The 19,465-nt window shown below is 50.2% G+C and carries 15 protein-coding genes and 1 pseudogene; all 16 read left to right on the top strand.

Features of this window, described 5'->3' with window-relative positions:
* The coding region (locus tag Q0393_RS07105; RefSeq protein ID WP_298979033.1) for a hypothetical protein at positions 1-1,166 on the top strand (1,166 nt) is incomplete at its 5' end.
* A gap of 12 nt (positions 1,167-1,178) precedes the next feature.
* Positions 1,179-3,770, top strand: a complete 2,592-nt coding sequence (nosZ, locus tag Q0393_RS07100) for a Sec-dependent nitrous-oxide reductase (protein ID WP_177389184.1) — start codon at positions 1,179-1,181, stop codon at positions 3,768-3,770.
* A gap of 42 nt (positions 3,771-3,812) precedes the next feature.
* Positions 3,813-4,589: a hypothetical protein gene (locus Q0393_RS07095; protein ID WP_005870834.1), complete on the top strand. Its 777-nt coding sequence runs from the start codon at positions 3,813-3,815 to the stop codon at positions 4,587-4,589.
* The gene (locus Q0393_RS07090) at positions 4,586-5,791 is read left to right on the top strand and encodes a nitrous oxide reductase family maturation protein NosD (RefSeq protein ID WP_298979032.1); all 1,206 of its coding nucleotides are present in this window, start codon (positions 4,586-4,588) and stop codon (positions 5,789-5,791) included. Before Q0393_RS07095 ends, Q0393_RS07090 begins: the two co-directional genes overlap by 4 nt.
* Positions 5,788-6,603, top strand: coding sequence for a 4Fe-4S dicluster domain-containing protein (locus Q0393_RS07085; RefSeq protein WP_298979031.1), 816 nt, complete (start codon positions 5,788-5,790; stop codon positions 6,601-6,603). The genes Q0393_RS07090 and Q0393_RS07085 overlap by 4 nt, the downstream gene beginning before the upstream one ends.
* A gap of 115 nt (positions 6,604-6,718) precedes the next feature.
* A pseudogene (locus tag Q0393_RS10770) lies at positions 6,719-6,811 on the top strand (hypothetical protein); the annotation flags it as partial.
* 432 nt (positions 6,812-7,243) lie between these two features.
* Complete coding sequence (locus tag Q0393_RS07075) at positions 7,244-7,690, top strand: cytochrome C (RefSeq protein ID WP_298979028.1); 447 nt, start codon at positions 7,244-7,246, stop codon at positions 7,688-7,690.
* 3 nt (positions 7,691-7,693) lie between these two features.
* Entirely contained in the window at positions 7,694-8,596 is a 903-nt protein-coding gene (locus Q0393_RS07070; protein ID WP_298979026.1) for a NapH/MauN family ferredoxin-type protein, read from the top strand.
* A gap of 8 nt (positions 8,597-8,604) precedes the next feature.
* Positions 8,605-9,243, top strand: a complete 639-nt coding sequence (locus Q0393_RS07065) for an ABC transporter ATP-binding protein (protein ID WP_298979024.1) — start codon at positions 8,605-8,607, stop codon at positions 9,241-9,243.
* The gene (locus Q0393_RS07060; RefSeq protein ID WP_298979022.1) at positions 9,227-9,961 is read left to right on the top strand and encodes a hypothetical protein; all 735 of its coding nucleotides are present in this window, start codon (positions 9,227-9,229) and stop codon (positions 9,959-9,961) included. The genes Q0393_RS07065 and Q0393_RS07060 overlap by 17 nt, the downstream gene beginning before the upstream one ends.
* Before the next feature lie 754 nt (positions 9,962-10,715).
* Positions 10,716-11,543: an ABC transporter permease subunit gene (locus Q0393_RS07055; RefSeq protein ID WP_298979020.1), complete on the top strand. Its 828-nt coding sequence runs from the start codon at positions 10,716-10,718 to the stop codon at positions 11,541-11,543.
* Entirely contained in the window at positions 11,540-12,178 is a 639-nt protein-coding gene (locus Q0393_RS07050; RefSeq protein ID WP_298979018.1) for a nitrous oxide reductase accessory protein NosL, read from the top strand. Before Q0393_RS07055 ends, Q0393_RS07050 begins: the two co-directional genes overlap by 4 nt.
* A 216-nt stretch (positions 12,179-12,394) precedes the next feature.
* Positions 12,395-15,115, top strand: coding sequence for a carbon monoxide dehydrogenase (locus Q0393_RS07045; protein ID WP_298979016.1), 2,721 nt, complete (start codon positions 12,395-12,397; stop codon positions 15,113-15,115).
* 875 nt (positions 15,116-15,990) lie between these two features.
* Positions 15,991-16,983 (top strand): iron ABC transporter permease, encoded by a 993-nt coding sequence (locus Q0393_RS07040; RefSeq protein ID WP_298979014.1) that lies wholly within the window; start codon positions 15,991-15,993, stop codon positions 16,981-16,983.
* The gene (locus tag Q0393_RS07035) at positions 16,976-17,968 is read left to right on the top strand and encodes an ATP-binding cassette domain-containing protein (RefSeq protein WP_298979012.1); all 993 of its coding nucleotides are present in this window, start codon (positions 16,976-16,978) and stop codon (positions 17,966-17,968) included. The genes Q0393_RS07040 and Q0393_RS07035 overlap by 8 nt, the downstream gene beginning before the upstream one ends.
* 2 nt (positions 17,969-17,970) lie before the next feature.
* Positions 17,971-19,465, top strand: a 1,495-nt coding sequence (locus Q0393_RS07030; RefSeq protein WP_298979010.1) for a sugar ABC transporter ATP-binding protein, incomplete at its 3' end; no start/stop codon positions are given.

Genomic DNA, 19,465 nt, shown 5'->3' with positions numbered 1-19,465 from the left:
AGATTAAGATGAATTTTAAAAAATTTTGTATTGCCCTTTTGATTTGTTTATCGCAGATAGCAGCAGCCGGCAGCTTTGATCTAAATGCCACGCTGCGTCTGGGCGCATTCGACGCAAGCTCGCACCGACTGCTTTTATGCGGCAGTGGCGGCGAGCTTAGGATGTTTGATACTGCTAAATGGAATGTGGAGTTCGCGCAAAAATACAGCGATAACGAAATTACGGCTCTAAATTTTAAAAACGGCAAAATTTATCTAGCTTGGGGCGGAGTCGAAATCGCGGTACTAAACGACAGATTAAAGTTTTTACACGCGCTTAAAACAGGGCGTAGCGGCACAGCCCAAATAGATGCGATCTATGCCGCAAAAGACGCGATTTACGCGGTAGTGGATAAGAATCAACTAATAAGATTAGACGAAGACCCTGATAACAGCGCGGATGGCGGCTACGCCCCAGGTGAGAATTCCACCGCGAACGGGCAATCTTTAAATAAAAATTCCGCCCCAGATGGGCTGCGCGGAATTTCGTTTCATTACGGCAGGATCAATGCCGTTAGCCTGGGCGCTAACGGACTTTGCGTCGCAAGCTGGAACGGCGTAGCCTGTTTTAGCGCAGATCTTGTCGCGACTAAATTTAGCGGCATCGATACAGCGCCTAATCGCGCCGCGCAGGGAGAGCTTGGTAGCGTGAAATTTAAAGATGCAGAATTTAATAGCACGAGAATCGTGCAAGGCTCCGAGCAAAACGAAACAAAAGCTAGCGGCGCAAAGAGCGCGGAATTTCAAAGCTTAGAATTCAAAGGCGCAAAATTTCAAGACGAGGGGCTTAAAACTCGAAGCGAAATTTCAGCCGAAGCTAGCGATAAAAATTTAAGCGACTCTATCGCCACTGCGCTTGCAGACTGCGATGGGGCGCTATTTATAGGCGATATAGAGGGGGATTTTATAAATTTAAAAAGCGGCGAGCGCAAAAGCGTGGGCTCTTGGATCAAATCCATCGTGTGCGCCCGCGGCACGCAGTTTATCGCTACTAAAGATAAAATTTACGAAAATCAAAAAGCAGGATTAAAGGAGGTTGTGGATTTAAAAAGCGAATTTTTAGCGATGTACGCAGACGGGGAAGCGATCCTCGTAGTCAGCAAATCAGGCAAAATTTTAAAATTCTAAGAAAGGATTAGTATGTTAAAAAGTTTCAAACCCGTGCTTTTGGGCTCGGTTTTGTTCGCCGCAAGCGCCCTGTGTGCCGCAGATAGCGACTTAGAGCGCGTGATGAAAGAACGAAATTTAAGCGAAAAAGACGTTTTGGCGGCGGCTAAGACCTATCAGCCGACCGGTAGGAAGGACGATTATATGGTCTTCTCTTCCGGCGGTCAAAGCGGACAGGTGCTCGTTTACGGCGTGCCGTCGATGAGGATATACAAATATATCGGCGTATTTACCCCGGAGCCTTGGCAGGGATACGGCTTTGACGAGGAGAGTAAGGCGGTCTTAAGATCGGGCTCCATTAACGGCAAAGAGATCAACTGGGGCGATACTCACCATCCAAATTTCAGCGAAAAAAACGGCGAGTATGTGGGCGATTATCTCTTTATCAACGATAAGGCAAACCCAAGAATCGCGGTTATAAATTTATCCGATTTCGAGACTACTCAAATAGTCGTAAATCCCGTAATCAAAAGCGATCACGGCGGCTCTTTCGTAACGCCTAATACCGAATACGTCATCGAAACCAGCCAATACGCAGCCCCTTTTGATAACGACTGGCACCCGATCGAAGAGTATCAGGCGGTTTATCGCGGTGCGGTAACGCTATGGAAATTTGACTACGATAAAGGCAAAATCGACGTAAATAAATCCTTTTCTCTAGAGCTTCCTCCATATATGCAAGATCTAAGTGACGCAGGTAAGGGCGAGAGCTTTGGCTGGGCGTTTACCAACAGCTTTAACTCCGAAATGTACACAGGCGGCATCGAAAAGGGTCTGCCTCCGATGGAAGCTGGCATGAGCCGCAACGATACTGACTACTTGCACGTTTATAACTGGCAAATTCTAGAAAAGCTTGCTCAAGACAGCAAAAACTATAAGGTCGTAAACGGACACAGAATCGTTACGATAGACGCCGCCGTAAAAGCGGGAGCGCTATTTTTGATCCCTGAAGCCAAATCCCCTCACGGCGTCGATGTTAGCCCTGATGGCCGCTATATCATTATCGGCGGTAAACTAGATACTCACGCTAGCGTTTATGATTTTAAAAAGATCAAAGAGCTAATTGATAAAAAAGAATACGCAGGCAAGGATCCATACGGAATTCCGATCCTAGATATGCAAAAGACGCTTCACGGACAAGCAGAGCTTGGTCTTGGACCTTTGCATAACACCTTCGATTCGCAAGATGGCGTAATCTATACATCGCTTTACGTTGATAGCCAGATCGTAAAATGGAACTACAAAACGCTAAAGGTTTTAGATAGGATCAACGTCCACTACAATATCGGACACCTTGATTCTATGGAGGGCAAATCCTCAAAGCCTGTCGGCAAATACGTAATCGCGCTGGATAAGCTTTCGATCGATAGATTTAATCCTATCGGACCGCTTCATCCGCAAAATCACCAGCTTATCGACATTACAGGACCTAAAATGGAGATGCTTTACGATCTTCCTATCGGTCTAGGCGAGCCGCACGACGTAGTTTCTATCGCAGCCAGTAAGCTTCATACGAAACCTACCTATACTATGGGAACAAACTCTCGTACCGGCAAGCAACACCCTGCTATGACGCTAGCAGGTCAGGAGCGCATCGAGCGCGACGGCAAAAACGTAAAAGTCTATGCTACAGCGATCCGCAGCCATATTAATCCTGAGCACATCGAGGTTAATAAGGACGATAACGTAACGATCTATATGACAAATTTAGAGCGTGCTGAGGACGAGACTCACGGCTTTACGGTTGATGATTACGATCTGCATATGTCGCTTGAGCCGGGTAAGACTGCGAGCGTAAATTTCATCGCAGATAAAGAGGGCGTATTTCCTTTCTACTGCACGGAATTCTGCTCTGCGCTGCACCTTGAGATGTTTGGATATCTATATGTAAAAGATCCGAATAAAAAATATACTTCAGCTAAAGCGTCTATGCTAAAAGCTCTTAGCCCAGAAGCTCTAAAAGCCGAATACGACAAGGTAGTAGCTACGAATAAAGCCACCGACGACGTTATTCAATCAGTCGTTAAATTCTTAAAAGAGAAAAACTACGAGAAATATCCTAAGGTCAAGGCTTTAGTCGATGACGCGCTGGATCAATACGGCAAAATTCCTGAAACCAAAGCCAAGGCAGACGCCGCGGTAAAAGCCGGCGATATGAATGGCGCTATACTTTGGGAAGGTCAAGTTTGGCAGTATTTAGTAAAAACCGCAGATGTCGGACTTCGCGCTAAAAATAACCTAATCCGCGAGCTCTCCACTCCTATGAGCGAGGCTGCATCTAACGGCGAGAAGGCTTACCTACGTGGAGGCTGCAACGGCTGCCACGTCATCGGTCAAGTAAGCTCGGGTCCTGATCTAACGGGCGTCCTACTTCGCCACGAAAACGGCGAGAAATGGGTAGCCGATTTCATCAAAGACCCTGCTAAATTCTACGAAGACGACTACGTTAAGGCAATGATAAATTACTTCAACCTTCGCATGCCAAATCAGCATATGAAAGACGAAGAAATCAAAGACATCATCGAATACCTAAAATGGGTCGATGAGAACGCGGGCCTTAACTAGCCCCACTCTCCCCCGCAAGGGGGAGAATTTAAAGGAGATGAAATGCCAAAATATAAAATTTATGCGATTTTAGCGCTGCTTATTATGACGGTCGCTTTTACCATCCCTACGCTCGGATTTTTCAAAGTCCAAGGCAAAATCGTATCGGGGCAGGTTAGCAGCGTCTCGCAGCTGCCCGCATACTCCGCACCGATATGGAATTTTTATACAAAAGCATCGTATAAAAATCACCTAATTCCTAGTGATGTTAAAAATGATCTAGGCGCGATGCTGGAGCATAAATTTGAAGTGGGGGTCCCTAGCATACCAGTGTGGAAAATTTCACTCGAAGCGCCGAATTATCCAAAAGAGGCTTTTCCCGATGGAATTCCACTTTACGTCCACGTAGACGGCTTTAGCGGCGATGTCGGCGAGATGAATACCCTAAATCACTATATCGGCATGTATCCCGTCTGGCGCGGCGGCACGCTCGAGCACTCGCTATCGCCGTATTATCTCATAATCGCTACGATCGGTATGCTTGCGTTTTTGTACTATGATGGCAAGGGGCAGACTCTGCTTATGATCCTGCCGATCATTGCGCCGCTTATCTTCATCGGCTGCTATGTAGGCTGGCTGTATTGGTTCGGGCACAACCTGCAAGACTGGGGCGCGTTTAAAATAAAGCCTTTTATGCCTACAGCATTTGGCGACGGCAGCGTAGCGCATTTTACTACCCATTCATATCCGGCTCTTGGCTTTTGGCTGATGCTAGCCCTGTCGCTGCTATCGGCGTTAGCTCTACTATCTAAGAAAAAATTCCTACGAGAGCATAGATGAGGCTTTTGCTTCTAGCATTCTCGCTCGCGCTAAGCTTAGGCGCGGGCGAGCTTCAAGACGCGATCGATAGCGCAAAAGCGGGCGATATTATCGAACTAGCCGCAGGCGAGTACCACGGCAATATTTTAATCGATAAACCCCTTACTATCGACGGACTAGACCGCTCCGCCGTGATCATAGGTGATCGCAACGGAACGGTCATCCGCGTCCGCTCTCCGCATGTTACAATCAAGAATTTAACAATTCAAAACGGAGGCTTCGAGCATCTTAGCGAAGATGCGGGGATTAACGTAAGCGACGTAAACAGCGTAATCATAAAAAATAATCTCATCAAAGACGTGCTCTACGGCGTCGTGCTAAGCAAGGCAAACGACGTAACGATCGAGGGCAACGAAATTTCAAGCAATACCTACCGCACGAGTTTCAAAGGCGACGGCATCAAACTTTGGTATTCCAATGCCAATAAAATTTTAAATAACGACGTCCACAACGTCCGCGACACCATTTTTTACTTCTCAAACGGCAATCTCGTCGCAGGCAATAAAGGCCACAACTGCCGTTATTCATTGCACTTTATGAACTCCGGGCACAACGTCGTGGAGGATAACTACTACGACGGCAATAGCGTGGGATTATTTTTTATGTTTTCAAGCGATAATATCGCCAGACGTAACGTCGTGCGCAACGCAGACGGCGCTTACGGCGTAGGCATAGGTATGAAGGATAGCTCAAATTTCAGGGTTACGGATAATAAAGTCGTTTACAACGCCCGCGGATTTTATCTGGATCAATCCCCCTACCAGCCGGGCTCACTTAACGTTTTTGAACACAACGATATCGAATACAACAGTATCGGCGTGCAATTCCACGCCACGCAGCTAAAAAGCGTATTTAAAAACAATAAATTTAAAGGCAATATGGAGATTGTGCTAAACGATACGCCCCAATCCAAGCTCTTGCAAAACGAATGGAGTGGCAACTACTTCGACGATTACGACGGATTTGATCGCGATGGCGACGGCTACGGCGACGTTAGCTACAGCTCATACGCCTACGCGGATAGGCTTTGGGCGTATAAACCGAATGTGCGGTTTTTTTACGGCTCCAGCGGGATCGCGCTTTTAAATTTCATCTCCAAGCTCGCTCCGTTTTCAGAGCCTGAGCTACTGCTAAAAGATCCAAAACCCAGGATGAAGCAATGATAAAGAATAGACGCGAAGCGATAAAACTACTCGGCGGGGCGCTTGGGACGCTAGGGGCAGCGAACTTGTTTGCGAATGAGAATTCTGCGAATTCAGCAGGCAGTGAAGCGCAGAATTTAAACGAGCAAAATTCCATAAATTCCACAGGACAAAATTCCGCACCGAATTCTATAAAACAAAATTTTGCGGAAAATTCTAGCGGAGATTCCGCCTCTTTATATCTGCGCCCGCCCGGAGCGCTAGCGGAACGAGGCTTCCGCTCTAGCTGTATCAAGTGCGGTCAATGCGTGCAGGTCTGCCCCTATCACAGCATCTATCTGCTGGATATTACTCATCTTTTTGATATCGGCACTCCCGTTATCGACGCAAAAGAGCGGGGCTGCTATCTTTGCGGCGCACTTCCTTGCGTGCTCGCCTGTCCAAGCGGCGCGCTCAGCCACGAGACGAACGAGCCTAAAAAGGTCAAAATGGGTATCGCCGTGATCGAAAATTTAGACGCCTGTTTGGCGTATCGCGGACAGGTTTTAAAACCGGACGATCTGCGCCTAAAGCCCGCCAAGACCGAGCAGGAGCGCGAGCTAAACTCCGCGCTGGCGGCGAAAGAGGGCAAGCCCTGCGATCTATGCGCGTCGCTGTGCCCTTACCCGCAGCCGCTTGATGCCATCGCGATGATAGAAGCAGGCGCGCATTTCGCTCCGCAGATCCGCAGCGCTTGCGTCGGCTGCGGCGCGTGCGCAGAGCTCTGCCCGGCGCGTATCATCGAGATAATCCCGCGGGCGGATTACAAATCAATCTATGAAGGAAAACAATGAAAAACTCTATTAAATTCCGCCTATGCTCGCTAGCTGCAGCGCTTTTGTTATGCGGCTGCGGAGATGACGGCGATTCAAGCTCCGCCGCTGCAAATTCCGCAGGGCAGAATTCCGTTTCGCAAGGCTCCGCAGGGCAAAATTCTGCGGATCAGAATTCCGCGAGTTCAAATTCCGCATCGCAGAAAGCGGATCAAAATTCCACCGCTAAGCCTCGCATAAGCGTCAAAAGCGGCGAAGCGCCGAAACAAGACGATAAGTTCGTAAGCTACGATTTTTACGGCGAGCGAAATGTAAATTTTAACCTAAACGGCGACGTGAACGAAACGACCAAAAACATCGTGGCATATTCGAGCATCAAAAACCAATATGAAAAGCTAAATTTCGACCTAATGAAAAAGCGCCTTGGGCACGATTTTATCCTGCGCTGCTCGGCGTGCCATGACGACTACGCCAACGGCATCATCGGTCCGTCGCTTCTGGATAAAACCGACGCGCAGATCGTGGATATGATTAAAAAGTATAAATTCAAAGAAAAGCCTAATCCTCTTATGGTGCAGCTCGTAAACGGCATGAGCGAGCAGCAGATAGAGACGATGGCGAAAGAAATTTACGAGTTCAACAAACAATTTAAGGAGCAGAAATGAAACCGGGCAAAATTTTAGCTTTGATTTTGGGTGTAGCGCTGATCGCGCTGATGATCTTTATGGCTAGTTCGGACGATTCTAGCGCGCCGCAGCAAGAAGTCAAGCCGCAGGTGCAAGCAAAGCCTGCGCCGCAGAGCAAAAGCGTCGATCTCATCGACGATAAGGACGTAAAAAATATTAAAATTTTGCAGCAAAGCGTCAAAGAGCGCGATTTTAAGGTTAGTAGCTCCTATCTGGTAAACTGCGCGCCCTGCCACGGCGATGACGGACGCGGCAAGATCGCTCCGCCGATCGGCGGCAAGAGCAAGGATCAAATTTTAGCAAGCCTCAAAGATTATAAAGCGGGTAAGATCAAAAACAGCCTGATGAGCGGGCTTTTAACCAACGTAAGCGACGAGAGCCTAGATAAGCTCGCGGATGAAATTTCAAAATTTAAAGAGTAAGTCTTGGATAAATATAATTCGCGATGCACGATCAAAAATACGAGCTTTTTCTCGACCTTTGCGCTTAAAAATAAAAGCGGCAAATGGCGTCCCAGCATTCGGGCTCTGCGCTACGCCACGGTATTTTTGGTGCATCTACTTTTCGTGCTTTCCTTTCGCGCCGATATTCAAATTTTAGAAGGCGACATCAGCGGCTCGCGGATACTTGGCTTTCACCTAGCCGATCCCTTTGCCACCCTTGAGGTGATCGCCGCGCACAAGGATCTGCCGATAAATTTGCTCATAGGCTCGGGCACCATTTTGCTGTTTTATTTCATCGCAGGCGGCAAGGCGTTTTGCTCGTGGATCTGTCCTTACGGAGCGCTTAGCGAGATCGGCGAAAAGCTGCATAATACGCTAATTTCAAAGCACGTCATCAAGGAGCGCGCCCTGCCTCGCGGTATGCGATATGCGATCTGGGCGGTGTTTTTGCTGCTAAGCGCGATTACGGATCTGCTCGTTTTTGAAATTTTTAACGTAGTTGGAATTTTATCGCGCTTCATCATCTACGGCTTCTCGCTGGCAGGGCTTTGGATAATTTTTGTGTTTTTGCTCGAAGTATTTTTTAGCAGACGGGTGTGGTGCACGCACCTATGCCCGCTAGGCAGCACCTATTCGCTTGCGGCGAAAGCGAGCCTTAGCAAGATTACTTGGGATAAAAGCAGGTGCGATCACTGCGGCGTTTGCCAAGATGTCTGCTTCGTCTCGCACGTACTGGATATCACTAAAAAAAAGGCGTCCGAAAACCTGGGCGATAAGAGCAAATTTATGCTAAAAGGGATCGACTGCACGCTGTGCGGACGCTGTATCGACGTGTGTCATCAAGACGCACTCGGTATCGGCAATAAACTAAAAGATATGATCTAAGGAAGCCTATGATAGAGATTAAAAACGTAAGCAAGAAATTCGGAGATCAATTCGTTTTAAAAGATATCAATCTAAATATCGCGGACGGCGAGCAGGTGCTTTTCGTCGGCCAAAACGGCGCGGGCAAAAGCTCGCTGATGCGGACGATTTTGGGCGAATACATACCCACAAGCGGCAGCGTCGCTATCGATGGATTTGATTCGTTTAAGCAGCGCAGCCGCGCGCTACGCGGTATTAGCTTCGTGCCGCAAACCCCGCCGCCGCTTAAGCTGAGCCTAAATGAGCTCATCTACTTCGCCGAACGCACGGCGAACGCAAGCAGAGCGGATATAGTAAAATTTTGCGACGAAATGGAGCTTGATCTGAGTTCAAATTTAAACAAACCCTTTCATAAGCTATCCGGCGGTATGAAGCAGAAATTTTTAATCGCGTTAGCATTCGGCAGAGCTAGCAAGGCGATGATTTTCGACGAACCGACCGCCAATCTCGATCCGAGCGCGCGCGAGCGTTTTAAGACGCTTTTGCACAACCACGCAAAAGATAAGAGCTTGATCTTTATCTCGCATAGGCTCGAGGAAGTGGGAGGACTGGTAAAAAGAATGATTTGTATGGATCTAGGGAGGATCGTAGATGACAAAAATGTTTAAAGCTTTACTTTGCGCGCTTGTTGCGCTTACGTTTTTAGGCTGCGGCGACGAGAAAGACTACGGCAACGTCCATTACGACAGAGACGTATGCGAGCACTGCCAGATGGCGATCAGCGACAACCGCTTCAGCGTCGATGTGCGCGTGGACGGCAAAAACCACTACTTCGACGACATCGGCTGCTTGGTGGATTTTATGGTTACCAACGACAAACTAAACTGGCTGAAGGACGCCAAAATTTACATCAATGACGCTAGCGGCAACGGCGAGTTTATCGACGCACGCACGGCGCATTTTTACAAGGGCTTTAAAACCCCTATGTCGTTCGGCTGGGGCGCGTTTAAAAACAAGCAAGAGGGCAAGCAAGACTTCAGCTTCGATCAAGTAGTCGCGGCGCTTAAAGCAGGCGGCGGCTCGCACGGCATGGGAATGGGCGATATGGGTCGCGATGCGCACGGCAATATGGGAAGTATGCACGGCCATGGCGATATGGGCGGCATGAAAGACCCTCACTCCGCAGAGCACGGCATGAGCGGGCCTAAGCATGATATGGGCGGCGATGCGGGCAGCACGGCGCACCCTCAAGGCTCTTCGCACGATATGCACGAAAGCGGCGGTGCGGGCAGCACGGCGCACTCTCAAGGCGCGCCGCACGATATGGGGGGTATGCGCGAAAGTAACGGTACTGCGCACGATATGCCTTCTGGATACGCGCATTAAGGACGTTTTAGCTAAGGCGAAATTTTAAACGGCCTATGTTTTGCGCTAAATTTAAAGCGTAAAATTTCAGCGTGCCTCCCGCGCCGCCATCGATGAGATGAAATTTTACTTTGCAGCGTCGTGAATGTAGGATAATAGGCGACACTGAACGGCGCGATGTTTAAGCGCACTGCGAGCCGGAGCCGTAAATTTAAAATTTATGCGCGGTCCGCGGTCGCGGGCGAGCGCGAGTCAAAGCCAGACTTAAAAGACGGCTGCAAAATTTCATCTCGCGACGCGGCTAAATTTAATGTGCGGCATGAAATTCCGCTCTGCGCGTTAAATTTACGCAGACGCGCTAGCTTTAAAATTTTGCCGTAAATTTAAAATTTATCCGGTGCGGAATTCGCCGCTTCGGAATTTTTAGAATTTTAAAATTTTATACCGCGGGATACGCCCGGCTTTGAAATTTTACGAAGCTAAAATTTAAGCGCCCCCGTCAAACGGCTAATTTTAAAACTGCGGCGGATGTGGGATAGCGGACTGCGAACGACGCGCTGTTTGCAGGCGCCGCAAGCGAGCCGTAAATTTAAAATTTATGCGCAATCCGCAGTCACAGACGGCGGATAAAATTTCGCCGCCTATTTAAAGCTCGGCTGGCAAATTTAAGGCTGCAAAATCCGCGCCGCGAAACGGAGCCGAGCTTAAAAGCGCGCATTTAAGCCGCGCGAGAAATCTAAATTTAAAGCGCACCGAGGCGCAATAAAGGAAAAGAATGAAAAATTTACTCACCATCGCCGCTTTGGATATCAAAGAGTCCTTCCGCTCGCGCTGGTTTTTGCTCTATCTGCTGATCTTTAGCGGGCTCGTGGCGGCGTTTTTTATCACGGGGGTGACCGATTCGCGCGTACTCGGCTTTAGCGGGCTTTCGCGATTGTTGCTGCTATTTATTCAGATCTGCATCATCATCCTGCCCGTCTTCGTGCTCGTCACCACCAGCAAGGCGATCCTGGCCGACCGCGACCTAAATATCCTAGAATACCTGCTAAGCTTCCCGATCTCGCAGGCGCAGTATTACTACGGCAAGGCGCTGGGAAGGCTATTTGGAGTGTTCGTGCCGATATTTTTGTCGCTGCTGCTTGCGATCGTTTGGGGCGCGATCAAAGGCACGGGCATTCCGTGGGCGATCTGCCTGCTTTATACGGGGCTGCTTTTTAGCTTATGCACGGCGTTTTTGGGGATTGCATTTTTGATCTGCGCCGTTTCAAAAAGCCAAGAGATGGGGCTTGGGCTCGCATTTTTCGTCTGGCTTTTCTGCCTTGCGTTTTTGGATCTCGTGCTGATCGGACTGCTCGCAAAAACGGGAGTGAACGAAAATTTGATCTTTGCGATCGCCCTAGCAAACCCGATGGAGGACTTTCGCATCGCCGCTATCAGCCTATTTGATCCCGATCTTGCGGTCATCGGCACGACGGCGTATTTTATCCTAGATCACTTCGGGCGCGGACTTTTCATCGCCTTTTCGCTGCTCTATCCGATCGCGCTGGGCGCGGCGAGCCTGATTTTGGGCTATTTTATCTTTAGATCGAAGGATTTGGCGTGAAATTTCCACTCATTTTGGCGGCATTTATAGCGCTTTGCGGCGCAGCTGAGATACAAAATTCCGCGGCTCAGAGCTCTGGCTCGGCGCAGAATTTAAGCGCATCAGATAAGACAGGCTCCGATTCGGCGCAGAATTTTAAAAGCGTACGCGAGCCTGCGTGGCTCAAAGACGTAAATCTTACCTGCGCCAAATACGGCATCGATACTAGCGCGCATCCAGAATTTCGCGCTTACGCAAGGCTCAAAGACGGTAGCGCGCTAGCGTTTGCTTCGCCCAAGGCGATGTTTGCATATTTTTTCGAGGGCGAAAATTTGAGCGGCAATAACGGCGCGGCTTCCGCAGAGGAAAATTTGATGAGTAAAAATTCCGCTAGCGGCAATTTCGGCGAGTCAAATTCCACGAACGCAAATTTCGGCGGGGCGGAGCTTTATGTTACCGATTACGCAAGCGGCGAAATTTTGCGGGCGCAGGACGCGTTTTATGTTTTCGGCAGCGTGCTGCAAAGCGCCAGAGGCGACGATCTCATTACGTTTGCGAGACTGCGCGACGCGCAAGACTTCATGCGTGAGAAAAAAGGGCATAAAATTTTGCAGTTTCGCGAAATCTCCGCTAAGTTAATCGATTATCTAAGATGATCGAGGCGCTTGGTAAAATTTAAATCCAGCTATTTTAGTATATTTTATTCATAAAAATTTATCTTTTATTTTAGTGCGCTATTAAGGGAATTTAAAGCAATTAAAAAATACAATCACGTTAAATTTTATCTATAAGAATTAAATAATGTAGTTTTTTAGTATATTATTAAGGGCTGCATTCTCGCTTATTTTTAAAATAAATTTTAAGGAGACGTCATGGCAAACGACAAAATCGCAAAACAAAAAGGCTCACGCAAGAAGGTTGCGACGGATGAAAATTCCGCTGCGAATACGGGGGAAAATTCCGCCGCAGACGCGCTCAAAAGCTCCGCCGCGTCCGTTTTTGATAACAGCGCAAATAGCGCTCAAAATTCCGCCGCAAACTCTATAACTTCTGCCTCGCTTACTCGCGACAAAATTTCTAAAAATCGCGCCGCAGGTGAGAATTTTTGCGACGAGTGCGATTGCGAAGCCAAAAATTCCGCACCGAGTTACGATGATAGCGCAAGCTCTGCTTCAGGCACGAACTTTGCGGAGCGCTCAAGCGATCAAAGCGCAAGCAACGCCCAAAATTCCGCGATAGGCTCTACGACAAATTCCATGGCTAATTCTTTGACAAATTCCATTTCAAATCCTGCGAAGAGCCCAAGCAGCAAAGACCATTTCTCTTGCTCGCACGAGCATAGCGATAGCTCCGCAATCCATTCGCATCTACACTACGAAGATCTTGCGACCCACTCGCACGATCAAGAAGAGAATCTCGCAGCCTATTTACACGAATACGGCGCAAATTCTGCGGCGTCTTCGCATGAGCACGACGAGGATTCCGCCATCAGCTCGCACGAGCACAACAAACATAACCATGATCACAAACCCCACTCTCATCGCGCGATTATTGGATTTGACGAGCACGGCATCCCAAAAGTTTTAGTGCCCGCAGAGGCTAGTCCACACACGCATAAAGACGCGCAGGGCAATCTTTTCGAGCATTTTCACGAGGCGGAATTTACGGCGGATTATATGAAGGCGGTGCTTGAATACAAAAAGACCTTCCCCACAAAGCAAGAGGTACTTGAGAAAACCCCTGATCCCGCCGTGCGCGAAATGATGCTTAGGATGGAGCAGATCGGTGTAGATACGGCGTTTGATCGTTTCGACAAACAGATGCCTATGTGTAGCTATGGACTTACCGGAGTATGCTGTAAGATCTGTAATATGGGACCTTGCAAAATTACTAAAAAGGCCGATCGCGGCACTTGCGGTGCAGACGCCGATCTCATCGTATCGCGCAACCTACTGCGTCAAGTAGCTGCAGGCGTAGCTCAACACGGCGCACATGCTAGAGAGCTTCTACTATCGCTAAAATGGGCGGCGCAGGGCAAGCTAGATCTGCCCATAATAGGCGAATACAAAATCATCAATACCGCCAAAGCCTTTGGAATTCCAACTGAAGGCAGAGAGTTAAAAGAGGTAGCGATCGAGCTTGCCGATACGCTTTTGACAGATCTTTCGCAAAGTAGCGGCGAGTATAAAACCATCGCTGCGCTCGCACCCAAGGAGCGTCAAGAGGTATGGCGCAAGCTGGATATCTTGCCGATTAGTGCATATAACGAAGTCTTTGAGGCGTATCACCGAACGGGCGTAGGCACGGACGGAGACTGGCGCAGCGTGATGCAGCATCTTTTGCGCTGCGGGCTTGCTTTTACCTTCACCGGCGTAGTAGCTGCGAATATCGCTACGGATGCACTATTTGGCGTAGGAGATCGCGTAACTTCCAAAAGCAATATGGGCGCGCTTAAAAAAGGCTGGGTCAATATCGCCGTGCACGGACATCTGCCGACATTGGTGAGCCTAATAGTGGAGATCGGAAATTCTAAAGAGTACCAAGACAAGGCTCGCGCAATAGGCGCACAGGGTATCGCATTTTACGGCGTGTGCTGTTCTGGATTATCGGCGATGTATCGCAACTGGGGCGTCGTGCCGCTCTCAAACGCCGTAACTGCCGAACTCGTCATAGGCACGGGAGCGCTTGATTTGTGGGTCGCCGATGTCCAAGATGTCTATCCTGCGATCATGGATGTAGCTAACTGCTTCCAGACCAAGGTCGTTACCACAAGCTCATCAGCTAGGCTTCCCGGAGCCGAGCATATAGGCTACGATCATCACCATAGCAATATCGCCGAGACTAGGAATTTAGCGTGTAAAATTCTAGACCGCGCATTGCAATCTCACGAAAAGCGCAAGGGACTGCCGGTATATATCCCACCGTATGAAGTCGAGGCCGAAGTGGGCTTTTCGGTAGAATTCGTCCATAAGCACTACGGCGGCATGGAGCCGTTAGCGCACGCGCTAAAAAGCGGTGAAATTTTAGGCATCGTAAATATGGTCGGCTGCACCAATCCTAAAGTGCCTTATGAGCGCGCTATCATAGATGTCGCACAAACCCTAATCGAAAATAACGTCCTAATCCTAACCAACGGCTGCGCGTCGTTTCCGCTAATGAAGCTGGGCTTTTGCCAAAAAAGCGCGTATAAAAAAGCAGGCGCGTCGCTGCGGGCGTTTTTAGAAAAAGACGAGCTTCCGCCGGTATGGCACGTGGGCGAGTGTATCGATAATACCCGCTCCAGCGGAATTTTCGCAGGTATCGCAGGGGTGCTAGGCAAAAATCTCTATGAGCTGCCGCTTGCCTTCACTTCTCCCGAGTGGGCGAACGAAAAGGGCGTCGATGCCTCGCTTGGATTCCGTCTAATGGGCATCGACTCGTATCACTGCGTCGAGTATCAAATCCACGGCTCCGCAAATGTCATACACTTTTTCAAAGAAGGCACCAGGCGTGCGCTTGGCTCTGTGATGCACGTAGATACCGATCCAGTCGCACTTGCGCTAAAAATGGTAAGCGACATGCGCTTAAAACGCAAAGCCCTAGGCTGGCAGTAGCGACGACGGATTCATTTCGCATCGCATTTTAAGCGATGCGAAATTTCATGATAAAATTTAACCCCTTGCGGGCAAATAAAATCCTGCATCCAAACGGCTAGCAAAATTCTACGACTAAGTGGCTAGCAAAACCGAGGTCAAATAAAGATAAAATTTTCGCGCCGTATCCGTTTGTGAAATTCTAAATCAAATCTTCAGACTCTGTATAAAATTTCGCCGCGCGCCGCGTCTACTGCTAAATCGGCGGAATTTAGCCGGGCAAAATTCCGCCATCGAGCTTAAGCGCATCTTTCGCGAAAGGATGAAATTTTAAAATTCCATCTCGGTGTAAATTTCGTAGGCGCTCATCTGAAATCCACAAGCGAAATTTCGCTTAAAAGCCTTATTACACGGAGCTGCACGCCATTAGATCTCGCCCGCATGTATGAAAGTTGAAATCATAAAAATTTAATATGATATATGCTAAAATGCCATATTTGTTTAAGGATTTAGATGCATAAATCAAAGCCGCTGCAGCCACTGCGTCATCATCGGTAGAAGACATCGTGTGAGGCGGAGGCACTGCTGCCAAGTCCTGCGTTTGGCAGCTTGAGGCAGTGCGACAAAAGCGCGTCTGTGCTGCGCCTGCAAACATTTTCGGCTGGGACCGCACGGGCGCGAGGACGTCACTGCAAATCTTGCAGGCGGCTAAAATTTTCATCCGGATCTTTTCTAAAATATTGATCTTAGGGCCATCACGAAAGAATTTTACCGCAAGCCTTTCGCCTACGAGCCGGAGGGTGGAATATAAAGCGGAATTTAAGCAGGTTTCAACGAGGCGAAATTTCAAAGATTAAATTTAAGGCAAAAGATAAAAATTTAAAGCAAGGGAAGGTATGAAAAATTTTAAATTTATGCTCGTGCTGCTGATACTGGCGACGATCGCGACGATTGCGATATCGCTTTGTATAGGGCGCTTCGGACTAAGCATCACCGAGGTGCTAAAAGCGCTTAGCGGCGGCGAGGTAGCGCAAAACGTCCACAACGTCATCATGCAGGTGCGCCTGCCGCGTATCATCGCCGCGGTGCTCGTGGGTGCGGCGCTGGGCATCAGCGGCACGGCGTATCAGGGCGTCTTTAAAAACCAGCTCGTCTCGCCCGATCTCTTAGGCGTTAGCGCGGGGGCTTGCGTGGGCGCGGCGATCGCGATCCTGCTTGATCTAAACATCCTTTTGATCCAGCTTTTCGCCTTTGTTTTTGGGCTCGCGGCGGTTTGCATTACGCTTCTAATCACGCGCGCGCTGCGTTCGAGCACCACCATAATGCTCGTGCTTGCGGGCATCATCGTAAGCGGTCTGATGGGCGCGCTGATCGGATTTTTGAAATTTATGGCGGATCCCGAGACGAAGCTTGCCGACATCGTGTATTGGCAGCTAGGAAGCCTCGCAAAGGTCGATCCCTCCGTGCTAGCGATGATAGCGCCGGTGATGGGGGTTTGTATCGCTGTCTTGGTGCTGATGAGCTACCGCATAAACGTCCTATCCATGGGCGATGCGACCGCGGCGAAGCTCGGCGTAAACGTCGTGCTGGAGCGAGGCATCATCATCGTCTGCGCGACGCTGCTAACCGCAAGCAGCGTGTGTATCAGCGGCATAGTCGCGTGGGTGGGGCTTTTGATGCCGCATCTAACGCGCATGATCGTGGGCGTGAGCAACACCAAGGCGATCCCGGCGAGCATATTTTTAAGCGCGATCTTCGTGCTCATCGTAGACGACGTAGCGCGCAGCATAAATCAAAGCGAGATCCCGTTAGGGGTGCTTACGGGCTTTATCGGCACGCTATTTTTTATATTCATCCTGCTTAAAAACAAAAGGAAGCTAAATGGTTAGGGTTGAGAGCTTAGACTTCGGCTACGTAAAATCCGCCCCTCTAACGCTGCGCGACGTGAATTTCAACCTCGAAGCGGGCGCGATGCTGACGATTTTGGGGCAAAACGGCGCGGGCAAATCGACGCTTTTAAATTTAATCGGCGGCACGCTTGAGCCTCTGCGCGGTAAAATTTCAATTGATGGCAAGGATATGACGAGCCTTAACGCCAAAGGGCGCGCCGAGATCATCGGCTACGTCTCGCAAAGCGAGGTCTGCGAGTACGATTACAGCGTATTCGAATACGTCCTGATGGGGCGCACGGCGCATATCGGGATCTTTTCGCAGCCGAGCGAAAACGACTACAAACTCGCGCAGCGCTACATGAAAATGCTTGAAATTTGGCACCTAAAAGATAAGATCATCACGCGCCTAAGCGGCGGCCAGAGGCAGATGGCGTCCATCGCGCGCGCCCTTTGCAGCGAGCCTAAGATCGTGATATTCGACGAGCCCACCTCGGCGTTAGACTTTGCCAACCAATACAAATTCCTCCGCGCCACGAAAGAGCTTCTCAAAAACGGCTACACCGTCGTTTTGGCCACGCACAATCCGGACTTCGCGCTGCTTTTGGGCGGATACGTCGAAGAGCAGGGCTATGTGGGCACCCAAGAGCTGTTAAAGCTTGGCGTCTCGGCGATCATCGCCGGGGACTCCATGATGACCGTTGGTGCGCTTCGCGCGTGCCATGAACATCGGCTCACACCTGGCTTCGACATTGCCCTTGTGGGTTTCGACGATTTTCCAGTATTCCAACTACAGAATCCACCACTCACTATCATTAACCAGCACGTTTCTACGATGGGGGCGAAAGCTTTTGAGGAACTACATAAATTGCTTCGCGGAGACTCCGCTCAGCACAAAATTAAACTACCCACCACTCTCATCGTACGAGGTTCCACTCCCCCTAAAGACTCGGCCAGCGATTCATCCGGACAAGGAGGGCACTAGTCATGTCTGTTCAGCCGGTATTACAGCTTGATCGAGTCTCCAAGTCGTTTGGCCCCGTCAAAGTCATCGACTCGGTGAGCATTGACGTCCACGCCGGTCACGTCCAGGCTTTGCTGGGTGAAAACGGCGCGGGCAAGTCAACCCTGATCAAAATGATGGCGGGTGTGTACCAGCCCGATTCGGGCCGGATCCTCGTCGATGGCACCCCCACTACCCTGCCCAACGTCAAGGCTGCGGAAGCCCACGGCATTGCCACCATCCACCAAGAACTCAACCTTGTGCCCACCATGACGGTGGCGGAGAACCTGATGTTGGGCCGCACGCCGTCACGGTGGGGTTTGGTCGATTACAAGGCGCTGCGGAAAAAGGCGCTCAAGGCGCTACGCATGATCGGCGTAGACGTGTCGCTGGACACCCCCGTCGGCGAACTGGGCATTGCCCGCCAGCAGCTGGTGGAAATTGCCAAGGCGCTGTCCATGAATGCGCGTGTGCTCATTTTGGATGAGCCCACCGCCGCGCTGACCGGCAGGGAGATTGACCAGCTGTTTAGCGTGGTCAATGACTTGAAGGCCAAGGGCGTGGGCATGGTGTTCATTTCCCACCACCTGGATGAAATTGCTCGTATTGCGGACTCGGTATCGGTTCTGAGGGATGGCGGCTTTGTCGCGGAAGTCCCGGCGTCGACACCCGAGAAGAAACTGGTGACGTTGATGGTCGGCCGCGACATTGACGACCAGTTTCCTCGCGTTGTGCCGCCGATGCGCGGCAAGCCGCTACTGGAGGTGCGCAACCTCACCTCTGCGGGCAACTTCCAGGACGTCTCGCTGACGGTGCGCGCCGGCGAGGTTGTTGGCCTTGCGGGCCTGGTTGGTGCCGGCCGTACCGAGCTGGTGCGCGCCATCGCCGGTGCAGACCGCGTTGACTCCGGCGAGGTTCGGGTCCGCGGCAAGATCCTGCCCAACGGCGACATTTCCGCCGCCATCAGGCACGGCGTGGGCCACGTTCCTGAAGACCGCAAAGCTCAGGGCCTAATTCTCGACGCCCCGGTGCTAGAGAACCTCGGCCTGGCCACTCTCCGCTCCACATCCCGTTATGGCCTCGCCGATCTCGCAGGACAGCGGACCCGGAGCACAGCCGTTTCCGAAAAGCTTAGAATCCGCATGGCCAGCATTGACCAGCCGATTCGCGACCTGTCCGGCGGTAACCAGCAAAAGGCGGTCTTCGGACGCTGGGTACTCGCCGGATCTAAAGTACTACTGCTCGATGAGCCCACGCGCGGAGTCGATGTCGGGGCGAAGGTAGAGATCTACAACATCATCAACGAGGTCACCGCACAAGGCGGGGCCGTGCTGATGGTGTCGAGCGAACTGCCCGAAATTCTCGGCATGTCGGACCGCGTGGTGGTGATGTCCGGCGGCCGCATCGCAGGCGAAATGGACGCCGCAGATGCGACCCAGGACAGCATCATGCAGCTGGCCGTCGCTCAAGTAGAAGACC

The sequence above is a fragment of the uncultured Campylobacter sp. genome (assembly GCF_938015785.1).
Taxonomy (GTDB): Bacteria; Campylobacterota; Campylobacteria; order Campylobacterales; family Campylobacteraceae; genus Campylobacter_B.
This window is presented reverse-complemented; position numbering and strand designations above follow the sequence as displayed.

What these genes read in the sequence shown, in the direction of transcription:
- nosZ (WP_177389184.1), top strand. Translation starts at nt 1,179, where the DNA reads ATGTTAAAAAGTTTCAAACCCGTGCTTTTGGGCTCGGTTTTGTTCGCC.
- Q0393_RS07095 (WP_005870834.1), top strand. Translation starts at nt 3,813, where the DNA reads ATGCCAAAATATAAAATTTATGCGATTTTAGCGCTGCTTATTATGACG.
- Q0393_RS07090 (WP_298979032.1), top strand. Translation starts at nt 4,586, where the DNA reads ATGAGGCTTTTGCTTCTAGCATTCTCGCTCGCGCTAAGCTTAGGCGCG.
- Q0393_RS07085 (WP_298979031.1), top strand. Translation starts at nt 5,788, where the DNA reads ATGATAAAGAATAGACGCGAAGCGATAAAACTACTCGGCGGGGCGCTT.
- Q0393_RS07075 (WP_298979028.1), top strand. Translation starts at nt 7,244, where the DNA reads ATGAAACCGGGCAAAATTTTAGCTTTGATTTTGGGTGTAGCGCTGATC.
- Q0393_RS07065 (WP_298979024.1), top strand. Translation starts at nt 8,605, where the DNA reads ATGATAGAGATTAAAAACGTAAGCAAGAAATTCGGAGATCAATTCGTT.
- Q0393_RS07060 (WP_298979022.1), top strand. Translation starts at nt 9,227, where the DNA reads ATGACAAAAATGTTTAAAGCTTTACTTTGCGCGCTTGTTGCGCTTACG.
- Q0393_RS07055 (WP_298979020.1), top strand. Translation starts at nt 10,716, where the DNA reads ATGAAAAATTTACTCACCATCGCCGCTTTGGATATCAAAGAGTCCTTC.
- Q0393_RS07045 (WP_298979016.1), top strand. Translation starts at nt 12,395, where the DNA reads ATGGCAAACGACAAAATCGCAAAACAAAAAGGCTCACGCAAGAAGGTT.
- Q0393_RS07040 (WP_298979014.1), top strand. Translation starts at nt 15,991, where the DNA reads ATGAAAAATTTTAAATTTATGCTCGTGCTGCTGATACTGGCGACGATC.
- Q0393_RS07035 (WP_298979012.1), top strand. Translation starts at nt 16,976, where the DNA reads ATGGTTAGGGTTGAGAGCTTAGACTTCGGCTACGTAAAATCCGCCCCT.